Annotated in this window: 14 protein-coding genes; 10 read left to right on the top strand and 4 right to left on the bottom strand. The window is 34.1% G+C overall.

The window, feature by feature from the left end; translation table 11 throughout:
• Window positions 1-60 precede the first annotated feature (60 nt).
• The gene (locus AC1RRQ_RS10095; protein WP_493022897.1) at window positions 61-612 is read right to left on the bottom strand and encodes a 1-acyl-sn-glycerol-3-phosphate acyltransferase; all 552 of its coding nucleotides are present in this window, start codon (window positions 610-612) and stop codon (window positions 61-63) included.
• A gap of 66 nt (window positions 613-678) precedes the next feature.
• On the opposite strand from AC1RRQ_RS10095, the gene AC1RRQ_RS10090 reads away from it, so the two are divergent.
• The 6 genes from AC1RRQ_RS10090 to AC1RRQ_RS10065 all read left to right on the top strand — a co-directional run bounded on the left by AC1RRQ_RS10090 (window position 679) and on the right by AC1RRQ_RS10065 (window position 5452).
• Window positions 679-1350 (top strand): spermidine synthase, encoded by a 672-nt coding sequence (locus tag AC1RRQ_RS10090; RefSeq protein WP_493022896.1) that lies wholly within the window; start codon window positions 679-681, stop codon window positions 1348-1350.
• Window positions 1351-1354: 4 nt separating this feature from the next.
• Window positions 1355-2032 (top strand): peptidoglycan DD-metalloendopeptidase family protein, encoded by a 678-nt coding sequence (locus tag AC1RRQ_RS10085; RefSeq protein ID WP_493022895.1) that lies wholly within the window; start codon window positions 1355-1357, stop codon window positions 2030-2032.
• Between the two features lie 6 nt (window positions 2033-2038).
• A complete protein-coding gene (locus AC1RRQ_RS10080) occupies window positions 2039-2518 on the top strand; it encodes a hypothetical protein (protein WP_493023340.1) in 480 nt (159 codons plus the stop codon).
• Window positions 2519-2529: 11 nt separating this feature from the next.
• On the top strand, window positions 2530-3054 hold the full coding sequence (locus AC1RRQ_RS10075) for a hypothetical protein (protein ID WP_493022894.1): 525 nt from the start codon (window positions 2530-2532) through the stop codon (window positions 3052-3054).
• A gap of 54 nt (window positions 3055-3108) precedes the next feature.
• Complete coding sequence (locus tag AC1RRQ_RS10070; protein WP_493022893.1) at window positions 3109-3579, top strand: nuclear transport factor 2 family protein; 471 nt, start codon at window positions 3109-3111, stop codon at window positions 3577-3579.
• Window positions 3580-3709: 130 nt separating this feature from the next.
• A complete protein-coding gene (locus AC1RRQ_RS10065; RefSeq protein WP_493022892.1) occupies window positions 3710-5452 on the top strand; it encodes an APC family permease in 1743 nt (580 codons plus the stop codon).
• A gap of 564 nt (window positions 5453-6016) precedes the next feature.
• Here the strand turns inward: AC1RRQ_RS10065 and AC1RRQ_RS10060 are convergent.
• Complete coding sequence (locus AC1RRQ_RS10060; protein WP_493022891.1) at window positions 6017-7504, bottom strand: aminotransferase class V-fold PLP-dependent enzyme; 1488 nt, start codon at window positions 7502-7504, stop codon at window positions 6017-6019.
• 183 nt (window positions 7505-7687) lie between these two features.
• Here AC1RRQ_RS10060 and msrA point away from each other — a divergent pair, with 183 nt between their 5' ends.
• The 4 genes from msrA to AC1RRQ_RS10040 all read left to right on the top strand — a co-directional run bounded on the left by msrA (window position 7688) and on the right by AC1RRQ_RS10040 (window position 11760).
• On the top strand, window positions 7688-8221 hold the full coding sequence (gene msrA, locus AC1RRQ_RS10055) for a peptide-methionine (S)-S-oxide reductase MsrA (protein WP_493022890.1): 534 nt from the start codon (window positions 7688-7690) through the stop codon (window positions 8219-8221).
• A gap of 208 nt (window positions 8222-8429) precedes the next feature.
• The gene (locus tag AC1RRQ_RS10050) at window positions 8430-9998 is read left to right on the top strand and encodes a protein adenylyltransferase SelO (protein ID WP_493022889.1); all 1569 of its coding nucleotides are present in this window, start codon (window positions 8430-8432) and stop codon (window positions 9996-9998) included.
• Between the two features lie 234 nt (window positions 9999-10232).
• A complete protein-coding gene (locus AC1RRQ_RS10045; RefSeq protein ID WP_493022888.1) occupies window positions 10233-11138 on the top strand; it encodes an OmpA family protein in 906 nt (301 codons plus the stop codon).
• A 22-nt stretch (window positions 11139-11160) separates the two neighbouring features.
• A complete protein-coding gene (locus tag AC1RRQ_RS10040; protein WP_493022887.1) occupies window positions 11161-11760 on the top strand; it encodes a hypothetical protein in 600 nt (199 codons plus the stop codon).
• Between the two features lie 37 nt (window positions 11761-11797).
• Here the strand turns inward: AC1RRQ_RS10040 and AC1RRQ_RS10035 are convergent, their stop codons facing one another.
• Both AC1RRQ_RS10035 and AC1RRQ_RS10030 read right to left on the bottom strand, forming a co-directional pair.
• Complete coding sequence (locus AC1RRQ_RS10035; protein ID WP_493022886.1) at window positions 11798-12769, bottom strand: YpdA family putative bacillithiol disulfide reductase; 972 nt, start codon at window positions 12767-12769, stop codon at window positions 11798-11800.
• A gap of 3 nt (window positions 12770-12772) precedes the next feature.
• Window positions 12773-13249, bottom strand: coding sequence for a CYTH domain-containing protein (locus AC1RRQ_RS10030; RefSeq protein WP_493022885.1), 477 nt, complete (start codon window positions 13247-13249; stop codon window positions 12773-12775).
• Window positions 13250-13348 lie beyond the last annotated feature (99 nt).

Genomic DNA, 13348 nt, shown 5'->3' with positions numbered 1-13348 from the left:
AATTTTTAAAATTATTTTTCATTTAAGGGATTCTCACGAATCAGAAAAAATATCGAAAATTTAGACTTGAATTCCGTTTTCCGGAATTTTACCTAAAACACCTATATAATGTTGTTTTAAAATTTCCCAGTCGGCATTATAATCTCCTGTCGGGAAAAATGGTTTTCCAAAACTAACTTCTTTTTTACCCCAGTCAAAAGCTACAGGCACAATTGGCACATTCGCTTTAAGCGCGATATAATAAAAACCAGTTTTAATTTCCTTTACTCCTTTTCTGGTTCCTTCTGGCGCAACGGCCAAACGAAAAACTTCTTTGCGGTCAAAAATCGAAGCAATCGAGTCTACTTTATTTAAGCCGCCGGTACGATCGAGTGGTTCGCCGCCAACATTTCTAAAATAATAGCCAAACGGAAATTTGAATAATTCTTTCTTTCCAACCCAGTTCATTTGTAATCCCGAAATACCTCGGGTAAAAATCCCTAAATAAAAATCATGATTGCTCGTATGAGGCATAACCATTAAAATACATTTTTTTACTTCAGCATTTTCCATTCCCACTATCTTCCAGCCCATTAGCTTAAAAAAGATGAATTTGTATAGTCGTTTCTTCATTAAAATTTGATATTTCTTGCAAAATAAAAGATTTAAAATGGTATTTTTGAGTAAAAGCATTACAAAATGATTCAAAAATTATTCAGTTATCTGTATCCAATTAAAATCTTCAAGAAAAATTCGGCCAGAAGCAAAACAATCGAAGTTACCTGGACAAATGGAGAGTTAGTTCTAGATTCTGAAAACACAAATTATTCATACGGAAGTTTGCAGCGTATATTAAGGTATGGTCTTCGAAATATTGGATATGATAGAGTTCTTAAGATGAATCATATTCTGGTATTGGGCGTTGCCGGTGGCAGTGTAATTAAGACCTTAGTAGACGAAATAGAATATAAAGGTAAAATTACAGGTGTTGAAATTGACCCTGATATGATTCAGATTGCGAATCAATATTTTAGCCTAAATAAGATAAAACAGCTTCAAATTGTAATTGATGATGCTTTTGAGTTTGTTTTAAAAACAAAAGATAGGTATGATTTAATAATTATTGATATTTTTGAAGATACCAATATGCCTAACTTTTTGTTTGAAAAGTTTTTTAGCGAGAGAGTCTGCTTTCTTTTAAAAGATCAGGGTTTTGTTTTATTCAACACCATGATTTTAGACGAAGCGCACAATGTTCGAAACAGAAAGTATATATCTGAAATAAATCCAGAATTATTTACTTCAAAAATGCTGCCCCGCATTGAAGTTCATAATGAATTAATAATAATCGAAAAGCAGTTAAAAATTTAGTCTTATGAAATCCCTTGTATCTATCCTAAACGCCTTACCACCTACTAAAATTATCGATGCCTCTATTGAATTTTCAAAATACCTTCCTTTAGATTTATCTGTAACCAATACTGAATTGGTAGAAAGCAAACCCGAAACTTCTGCAGAATTTGAAGAGTTTATCTCTAATTATCTTCAGGAAAACAACGCTCAAATTGCTTATGGCGGTTATATTGAAGGCCGTACGTTATATAAAAGAAGCACCATTTTTAAAAACGATTCTGTCCCGGAACGAAATATTCACATTGGCCTTGATCTTTGGACAAAAGCCGGAACTGCAGTCCTGGCTCCGCTTGACGGAAAAGTACACAGCTTTAAAAACAACGAAGGTTTAGGCGATTACGGCCCTACTATTATTTTAGAACATGAAGCCGAAAATGAAATTTTTTATACTTTATACGGACATTTATCGTTAGAAAGTATAGAAAACCTTACCGTTGGGACAACTTTTAAGAAAGGCCAGCAAATTGCAACTTTAGGAAATTCAGCTGTTAACGGAGATTACGCACCGCATGTGCACTTTCAAATAATAAAAAATTTGGAAGACAAATGGGGTGATTATCCCGGAGTATGCAGCACAAATGATTTGAATTTTTATATCGAAAACTGTCCCAACCCTAACTTATTATTAAAAATAACTTAAATGATTATGAAGAAAGCGGGATTGATTATATGTTTGTTGTTATTATTGATTGGATGTAAATCGAAAACTGTAAGCCGAGATACTGAAGATTTAAAAATAAAGAAAGTTTCCAGCGCCGATATTAGCTCAGAGCAGCAAAGAAAAGCTTATGAATTAGGAAAGCGAGTTTTAGAAACCTGTAATACATCAAAATTTAAACCTTTTAATGAAACCGAAGTTACTCAGTCTGTAAGAGAAAACACAACTGAAGATCGATTGACTAAAACCTGTACCAGATTTAGACAATATTACGGAAGTTTTATAGATTTGAAATTAGATGGCGTTTACAAAACCAAACACGAAGTTATTTACCGCTATCATGCTTTATACAGCAAAAAAGTGGCCAACAAAGAACTTCGCATTTTTGTAAATGAAGAGAATCTAATATCTGCCATTAAATCAATGGATTGGGATGAAAAGTTTGATGCTAAAATAGCCGAACAATAAAGTACAATTATATGAAATTAAAAATGCCTCTGCTTTTATTACTGTTTATGTCAGCCTTTGCTAATGCTCAGGAAACAATGAGTGTAAAAGGTTCTCAGCCCTTTCCGGCCACACAGCATTATACTTTTATCTGCGAAAAATATGCTTTTACAGGCGAAACAGATATTCAGATTGCAAAAACAGATAAAGGCGGCATTTTAAAAATTACAATTGCGACTTCAAACGATAAGGCTCGAATTGCCGGAGGTCTTTATGTAGATTTGGCTAACGCCGATGTTATTGCCTGCGTGGACAAAAACGTAAAAGAATCTGCCGATGGGAAAACAACGGCTTACTACTATTTTACTCCAGCAGAATTTGCCAAACTGAAAAAAAATGACATTTACGCTGTTCGATTTATTATAAACGGAGGCTCGAATACTTTTGGAAACGAAACCGGATACTTTACCGCTCACAACAAAAAGAATTATTTTTCAACGGCTTACGATAAATCTAAGAAAAGTTACGACACCGCAAAAGAAATTAGTGTTTTATAAATAAAACTTTTTATAAAATAAACCTTATATTTATAATCTAATTTCAAATTTATTATGACTCCTAACGAAGCTTTAATTACAAAGTTCTATACTGCTTTTGCCAATTCTGATGCTAAAACAATGGCAGAATGTTATCATCCAAAAGTTCATTTTATCGATCCGGCGTTTGGTTTATTAAAAGAAGAACAGGTTTCTAAAATGTGGGAAATGCTGCTTATTAAAAGCAAAGGAAACATAAAAATTGAATTTTCTGATGTAAAAGCAGATGAATCTACAGGTTCTGCAAAATGGGTGGCCACTTATAATTTCAGTAAAACAAATCGCAGAGTCGTAAATAAAATTTATGCCGAATTTATTTTTCAGGACGGCTTAATCATCAAACATACAGATAGTTTTGATGTTTGGAAATGGTCGAAACAAGCTTTTGGACCAACCGGATATTTATTAGGATGGACAGGATTTTTCCACAACAAAATTCAGGAGCAGGCATTACTGTCTCTTAAGAAATTTCAGGAATCCAAATAATTTGCGTAACTTCAATATATTAATACCACATTAACTAAAAATATATTTTAGTTTACATTTAATATATCTGCCTTCTGTAAAGATTATAATTACTTGCTGCTGAGTTAATCGTGTTATAATAATAAAAAACATGAAAGAAATAATACACAAAAAGTTAAATCAATTACAGGCAACGGCAATTTGCGGCAACGATATTAGTTCTTCCTGTCTTTACGTTTCGGCACTAACCATTTTATACGCAGGTCAATACGCCTGGATTTCTCTTTTAATAGTAGCCGTAGTTTTATTTTTGTTCCGAAAAATTTATGGCGAAGTCGTTGGTGCAATTCCGTTAAACGGAGGAGCTTACAATGTATTGTTAAACACCTCTACAAAACGTCTGGCATCACTCGCCGCCACATTAACCGTTTTGTCTTATATGGCAACCGCCGTAATTTCGGCATCAGAAGGAATGCATTACCTGCACGGAATTTTCGAAGGATTAAACGTAACCATTGCTACGGTCGTCGTTTTAGTATTATTTACTTTTTTGGCAATACTCGGAATCGGCGAATCGGCATTTGTGGCCGTTATTATATTCGTAACTCATATTACAACCCTAACTTTATTAGTTCTGGCCTCGCTTTGGTTTATACTCAATAACGGACTAGATGTTTTTCATATCAATTGGCAAACCCCTATTGCTTACGGAAATATCAAAACAGCACTTTTTCTGGGTTTCTCAGCTGCAATGCTCGGAATTTCAGGTTTCGAAAGTTCAGCCAATTTTGTAGAAGAACAGCAGCCGGGCGTTTTCCCAAAAACACTGCGTAATATGTGGGCGCTTGTTAGTTTTTTCAATCCCGTAATTGCCATTTTGTTAATCAGTATTATTCCGCTTACGCAAGTTGGCGAAAATAAAGAATCACTTTTGGCACATTTAGGAGCAACCACCGGAGGTTCCTGGCTTGCGTGGCTTATTTCTATCGACGCCGTTTTAGTTTTATGCGGAGCCGTATTAACTTCATTTGTTGGTGTTTCAGGATTATTAAACCGAATGACTTTAGATAGAATTCTTCCCAACTATTTTCTAAAAACAAATAATAGAGGCTCACATTACAGAATCGTAATCAGCTTTTTAATTCTCTGTATCTCCGTTCTTTTTGCTACAAACGGACATTTAGAATCTCTGGCAGGAGTTTATACTTTTTCATTTCTGGCTGTAATGGCCCTTTTCGGAATCGGGAATTTACTCCTCAAATTTAAACGACGAAAATTACCAAGACCCGAGCGAGCGCACGGTTTGGCCGTTTTTGCCGCTGTTTCCTTTATTATAATAGCCTTTATTGGAAACATGAAATTAAACATTCGTGCTTTTTATACCTTTTTGCAATACATGGTTCCTGCACTTATTTTTATCGGAATAATGCTCAACCGCGTTATCCTAATAAAAGTATTAATCGAAATTTTAGAATATTTCTATCAGCCGCTTCGTAAAATGGTCATACTCAGCAATAGATATTTACAAAATTTAAGCACCGAAATTAATTCTCAGGAATTTGTCTTTTTTACCAAAGGCGATAATATTGCCATTTTAAACAAAGTATTGCAATATGTCGAAGGCAATGAAACGACCAAAAAACTTAAAATAGTTTATGTAAAAAAAGACGAACAAACCAATGAAGCCCTAATAAAAGACCTTGAAGTTCTGGATCGAGCTTACGACAATATCGACATTGAATACCTTGAAATTCAAGGTGTTTTCGGACCGGAAATTATAGACGAATTATCTAAAAAATGGAAAATCCCTAAAAACTTCATGTTTATAGGCTCACCCGGAAATAAATTCTCCTACCGTGTTTCTGATCTTGGCGGTGTACGATTAATTATGTAATTTTTTAGCAGCAGAAAATATTCGTTTTTTTTAGACCTATAGTCCCGCTATCCGTTTCAATTTTTTGTCTCTCGTTAAAGAAACGAGAGACAAAAAGATTTCCACTTCTATCGGGGCTAAGCCAGAAATATCATTTTCATAAAAACAACAAAATTATTCTCTTAGAAGACCTTTTTCAAAGTTCAAAACCAAGACTGTAAGGAACTTTAATTTTACACAAAAACCACACAATCATTGTTATTTCAATGTAAACTGTAACTTAATTTAATTCCTATCTTAAAACATAGCCCGTGGTTTCAACCACGGGGATGCAATATTATCACGCCTTGTATTGTGTTCCCGTGGTTGAAACCACGGGCTATCTTTGAAAAGTTTACGAGTAAAAATAACAAACCCGACAGGTTTTAAAAACCTGTCGGGTTTACTTTTATAATTGATTATTCTAAAAACGAAACTTTACGATCTTTAAAAATATTTCTATAATATAAAACTTCGCGAACTTTGCGTTCCCGATAGCTATCGGGATAGCGCACTTTGCGGTTAAATCAACGCAGCAATAAAAAGTTAAGATTTAAACCAGCTCTCTACCAATTCATCTTCAAACGAAGTAGCATTTTCATGCACAAACTCATTGGTATCTTTATTGTAAGAATATTCTAAAGCCCAGTTTTTATGATTTTTAGCCAAGTCTTTAATACTTTCGCAAACAAAAGCAATCTCCTCGTCAGTTGTCGTTGGGTGAATCGACATTCTAATCCATCCCGGTTTTTTGATTAAATCACCAATCGTAATTTCGTTAACCAGTTTATTCGAAGTTTCCTGATCTACGTGTAATAAATAATGTCCGTAAGTTCCCGCACAGCTGCATCCGCCTCGAGTCTGAATCCCGAATTTGTCATTTAATAATTTTACACCAAGATTAAAATGTAAATCTTCAATAAAAAATGAAATTACGCCCAAACGGTTTTTATGCTGTCCGGCTAAAATTTTGATATTCTCAACAGGATCTAATTGACTGAAAACAAAATCAACAATTTCATGTTCACGCTGTAAGATATTTTCAATTCCCATTTCTTCCTTCAGCTCAATAGCCAAAGCCGTTTTAATAACCTGAAGAAATCCAGGAGTTCCTCCATCTTCACGATCTTCAATATTATCAATATATTTATGTTCACCCCAAGGATTTGTCCAGCTCACCGTTCCTCCTCCCGGACAATCCGGAATCATATTATTATATAATTTCTTGTTGAAAATTAAAACCCCCGAAGTTCCTGGGCCGCCAAGGAATTTATGCGGCGAAAAGAAAATAGCATCCAGATAAGCCTCAGGATCATTTGGGTGCATATTGATTTCAACATAAGGACCAGAACAGGCAAAATCTACAAAGCACACCCCATGATATTGATGCATTAATTTAGCCGCTTCATGAAAAGGCGTTTTTATCCCCGTAACATTCGAACAAGAAGTAATCGAAGCAATTTTTATCGTTCTGTCACTGTATTTCTGTAATAACAACTCCAGATTATCCAAACAAAAAAGACCTTTCTCGCAAGACGGAATAATTTCAACATCGGCAATAGTTTCTAACCACGAAGTCTGATTAGAATGATGTTCCATGTGCGAAATAAAAACAATAGGTTTCTTTTCTGCCGGAACTGTAGTGAAATTTTTAAGGTTTTCAGGAATTTTCAAACCTAAAATACGCTGAAACTTATTAATTACACCAGTCATTCCTGTTCCGTCGGTAATTAAAACATCATCTTCATTTGCATTGGTATGACGTTTAATAATATGTCTGGCATGATGATATGCCTTTGTCATGGCAGTACCTGACACAGTAGTTTCAGTATGCGTATTGGCTACAAAAGGCCCAAACTGATTCAAAAGTTTCTCTTCAATTGGTCGATACAGCCTGCCGCTGGCAGTCCAATCAGTATAAACGATGTTTTTTTTGCCAAATGGAGAAGTAAATTCCTGATCTATGCCAACAATATGTTGTCTGAAATCTTGAAAATAAGTTTCAAGACTGATGGTACTATTTTTGCTATTCATTAGGTGTGCCTTTTGTTTGACTGCAAATATATTGCTTTTTTATAATATTGAGAATTTATCAATTATAAACTTCAAACATTGAATAAACTTTTGGTATCTTTAGTTAAAAAGGTATTTTTTAATTAAATTATCATAATATTCTATCGGATTAATAGGGCATGTAAACTTTAAACAATTACATTTATGGAAAATTTATCAACAGCTACTTTTGGTGGTGGATGTTTTTGGTGTGTAGAAGCTGTAATTCAGCGTTTAAAAGGGGTAGAAACAATAAAATCTGGCTATTCAGATGGTTTTATAAAGAATCCGGCGTATCGAGAAGTATGCACAGGACGAACAGGACATGCAGAAGTTATTCAGGTTACTTTTAATCCTGACATAATTTCATATCATGATCTAATCACGGTATTTATGACAAGTCATGATCCAACAACATTAAATCGTCAGGGCGGCGACAGCGGTACACAATATCGTTCTATCGTTTTATATCACGATGAATCGCAAAAAGAAATTGCGATACAAGTCTTTGCCGAAGTACAGTCCGTTTATGCAGACCCAATTGTAACGCAGTTAAAACCTTTTGAAGTATTTTATGAAGCCGAGGATTATCATCAAAATTATTACAACAACAATCAGGAAGCTGGATATTGTCAGGTTGTAATCGATCCTAAAGTTCAAAAACTTAAAAAAATGTACGCTGATAAATTGATCAGCTAAAAAAAATAGGCCGCGGATTACACAGATTAAAGATTAGAATTATTTATAAATTAGAATTATTTATAAATTAGATTGTCACCCTGAGCGAAGTCGAAGGGCGTTCCAATTGGACTTTGGCTTCGACTTCGCTCAGCCTGACAAATACTGGAATAGAAAACTTTTTAATCCGTTTAATCTGTGAAATCTGTGGCTAAACATTAAATCACAAATGAAAAATTTAAAAATAAATAATCGATTTACTACCGAATTACCCGCAGATCCTGACTTAACGAATGAAATTCGCCAGGTTAAGAACACCTCGTTTTCGTATGTAAATCCAACAAAACCTTCAAATCCAAAACTAATTCACGCTTCTGAAGAAGTGGCAGAATTGGTTGGGATTTCAAAAGACGAAATTCAGTCTGAGGAATTTTTGAATGTTTTTTCAGGAAAAGAAATTCTTCCTGGAACACAGCCGTATGCGATGTGTTATGCCGGACATCAGTTTGGAAACTGGGCCGGACAATTGGGCGATGGCCGCGCAATCAATTTAACAGAAGTAGAAAATAACAATCAGTTTTTTACGCTTCAGTTAAAAGGTGCCGGAAAAACGCCTTATTCCAGAACTGCCGACGGTTTAGCCGTTTTACGATCTTCCATCAGGGAATATCTATGTGCCGAAGCCATGTTTCATTTGGGAGTTCCCACTACCCGATCGCTTTCGTTAATACTGTCCGGAGATCAGGTTTTGCGTGATGTTTTATACAACGGAAATCCCGCTTACGAAAAAGGCGCTGTGGTTTGCCGCGTGGCTCCTTCCTTTATTCGTTTTGGAAGTTTTGAAATGCTGGCTGCCAGAAACGAGCTTAAAAATTTGAAACAATTTGTAGAGTACAATATCAAATATTATTTCCCGGAAATTACAGGTGAACCCAAAGAACAATATTTACAGTTCTTTAAAAAAGCAGCCGATACAACTCGCGAAATGATTTTGAACTGGCAGCGCGTGGGTTTTGTTCACGGCGTAATGAATACAGATAATATGTCGATTCATGGTCTTACAATAGATTATGGTCCTTACGGCTGGCTCGAAAATTACGATCCAAACTGGACACCCAATACAACTGACAGTCAAAACAGAAGATATCGTTTTGGCAATCAGCCGCAAATTGCACATTGGAATTTGTATCAATTGGCCAATGCAATTTACCCTTTAATTAACGAAACAGAACAGCTGGAAAAAATCTTAGAATCGTTTATGGATGATTTTATTGTAGATTATAAACAAATGTTTTTAAGTAAATTAGGGATATTTACTTCAACTGAAACTGATAATGACTTAATCGACAATCTAGAAGCTGTTTTACAATTAACAGAAACTGATATGACGATCTTTTTTAGAAACTTAAGCTTGGTTAAAAAATCTGATTCAGTTGAAAAAGCTATCGAAAAGATTCAGTTTGCATTTTATAAAACAGAAGAAGTTTCGGGAGAAATTTTAGAGGCTTGGCAAAAATGGTTTGCTGTCTATCTTGAAAGATTAAAAGCCGAAGAATTGCTGGATGAAGACCGTTCTCAAAAAATGAACGGGATTAATCCTAAATATGTTCTTCGAAATTATATGGCGCAATTAGCGATTGATGCTGCAGACAAAGAAGATTATTCGTTAATAGACGAACTTTATACATTACTGCAAAAACCGTATGACGAACAGCCGGAATACGAAAAATGGTTCGCAAAACGACCAGATTGGGCACGATCTAAGGTAGGCTGCTCCATGCTTTCCTGCAGTTCTTAGATTTTACAGTTCTGCTTAAAAATATAAAAAGAGGAATTTCTAAAAAAAGAGATTCCTCTTTTTTTGTTTATTATCTTCAAAGCAATAGATTCTTATACTGAATCAAAATACAATTTTCTATCGCTGATTTTTTCGACGTTTTTATAGTTCCAATTTTGATACTAAAAAAACGTATTGTGGCTGTTTTTATTTTTCTTATCATTTACTTTTATAAGAATTATAACACATGAAATTATGTCTAAAAAACTATTGTATTTGGCTGGAATTACGGTAACTATAATTATAGGAACAATATTGTATCTACGATTTTGTTGTAATTGCTGCACAGCCACGCAAACATTTGATCATAAAACTGCAGTTTCAAGATCAAAAGGAAATCCAAATCCTTTTATCCTTTTTGGTCCGGGAATAAATTATCATTGCAGTGATAATTTTAACTTCTTAGAAAACAGTCCATCATTAATCACGCCCATAAGTGACTCTATTGAAATTGGACTCGAAAATCTAAAAACTGTTTTGATCAAAAATCCAAAACAAAAAATTACAATTACAGGATACGCATTGGCAAATGAGAAAAACACAACTTCATTTGACAACCTTGCAGTAGCACGTGCAAATGACATTAAAACGTTTTTAATCTCTAAAGGATTACCAGAATCTCAACTTGACATAAATGATGAAATAACAGATTCATGGAAAACCTCTGGAGATACTCTTTTTGGTCCTCTTAAATTTCAATTTAATGAACTTGAAGCTGTTGCTGCCCCTACTAACGACTGGAATGCTTTCAAAGAGAAAATAAATGCTGATCCGCTTGTTTTGTATTTTAATACGAATCAATCAAGCGATAATTTAAGTAAAGAAGAACATCAAAAGGTTTTGACTATCGCCAAGTATGTAAATCATGTTCGAGATTCAAAAGTTTTGGTTACCGGACATTCTGATAATACTGGTGATCGTGAGGCAAATATTGCTCTGGCCAGAAAAAGAGCCAATTTTACTAAAAATTATTTAGTAAAAAATGGAATAAAAACTTGGAATATAGAAGTAGTATCAAAAGGTCCTGATGAACCTGTTTCTGAAAATGAATCTGCCGATGGAAGAGCTAAAAACAGAAGAACTGTAGTTACAATAAAATAAAAATAAAAATAAAAAAAATATTATGAATATACCTTGTATTTTAATACCTGCTTTAGTAGGTATAATTTGTGGAATTTTGGGATACTTAATTGGAAAAATGAATTCAAAAAACAATGAAAATTCTCCTTATTTAAGTTTAGAATCTGACTTAGATAATTGCAGATCAAATACGCAAAAATTAAATGCCAGAATAAATTCACTTGAAGAAGATTTAGAAATCTGCCGTAAAAATAACGTAAAATTTAAATCTAAAATCGATGAATTAGAAAAGGGAACAGCAAATAAAATTCTATCTTTTTCTGAAAATGCACCCTCAGGAATCCTTTTTAATAGTGAAGCAGCTTTTGGAGTTTTTGGGAAAAAATTCAAAGAAAATGATCTAAAAGTAGTGGAAGGAATTGGTCCAAAAATAGAAGAATTGTTTAAAAATGCCGGAATTGATACCTGGCTTAAATTATCTCAAACTTCTGTTGAAAAATGTCAGCTGATTTTAGATAACGGCGGAGACAATTTTACTATACACAATCCGGGAACATGGTCTAAACAAGCAGATTTAGCTTATAAAGGAAAATGGCAGGATCTTAAAGACTGGCAGGATATTCTCGATGGAGGAAAAGAATAAAACTTAAATTATAAAGCTGGCTAAAAGCCAGCTTTATTTATTTTTTAGATGAAATATAATCCACAATCATATTGGCATGGATTCTTGAGTTTTCTATAAACCACTTATGCGTCTGCATGCCACCGCAGACAACGCCAGCAAGAAATAAACCTTCTACATTTGTTTCCATTGTTTCCGGATTATAAGTTGGAATTTTTAAATCATCATCAGAAAGATGAATTCCGGTATTTTCAAGAAATTTTAGATCTGGTTTGTATCCTGTCAAAGCCAGGACAAAATCATTCTCGATTGTAACTTTTCCATCTGGAGTTGTAATATCAACTTCATTATTTCGGATTTCAGAAATATTCGACTCAAAATAAGCTTTGATGCTTCCTTCAGCAATTCGGTTTTCAATATCGGGTTTAACCCAATATTTTACTCTGCTGTTGATTTCGTTTTTACGAATTACCATGGTTACATTGGCTCCTTTTCGCCAGCATTCCAGCGCAGCATCTACAGAAGAATTATTTGCTCCAACAACCAAGATATTTCTAAAAGCGTATTCGTGCGCTTCTTTATAATAGTGACGAACTTTAGGAAGCTCCTCGCCTTTTACATTCATTAAAATAGGAATATCATAAAAACCAGTTGCCATGATGACATTTTTGGTTTTGTATAAACGTTTATCAGTAGAAACTACAAAAACAGCATCTTCTACTTTTTTAATTTCGGTTACTTTCTCAAATAAATTGATATTGAAATTAAAGTAGCGGTGAATATTTCGATAATATTCTAAGGCTTCCTGACGTCCTGGTTTTGGTGCTAAACAATTAAACGGAATATCTCCAATTTCCAGTCTTTCAGCAGTGGAAAAAAAAGTCATATACAAGGGATAATTGAAAATACTATTTACAATCGCACCTTTTTCTATAATTAAATAACGTAGGTTTTTCTTTTGAGCTTCGATTGCGCAGGCCAGTCCAATTGGGCCGCCTCCTACAATAATTACATCATATTGGTCTGTCATAAATTATTCTTTTTCCCAATTTTTAAAAGGATTTTTACTCAAATAAGCGTTGTAGTATCTTTCGTCATTTGTAACTTCTTTTCCCAGCCAATCCGGTTTCTCAAAGCTTTCCGTTTCAGACTGCAGTTCAATTTCGGCCATAGTCAGTCCTTCATTTTCTCCATAAAACTCGTCTACTTCATATACATGATTACCTGACTTAATTTCATAACGGGTTTTCTCAATTTTGCCTTTTTCGCATAATTTCAACAGTTCAACAGCTTCATCAAGAGGAATTTGATTTTCCCATTCAAAACGCGACATGCCGCCTTGATGCCCAATTCCTTTTATGGTTAAAAACGCTTTATCGCCTTTAATTCTAACCCGAACCGTTCTCTCTGGAATCGAACTCAAATAACCCTGTGCAATTTTATTTTTTGCAAATGCCTGTTCTTTAAAATCATCTGATTTTACAAGAAATTTTCTTTCTATTTCGAGCATTTTAGTTTTAATTTATTTTACTGCAAGTTACTTAATTTAATTCAGCCATGAAATCAGCTTTTTAAAATTCTGATCATTTTAATTCGTTTCAATTTAAAC

The sequence above is a fragment of the Flavobacterium sp. GW821-FHT12A05 genome, assembly GCF_058807735.1.
The sequence above is the reverse complement of the archived record's forward strand: the minus strand, read 5'-3'. Positions and strand labels throughout refer to the sequence as shown.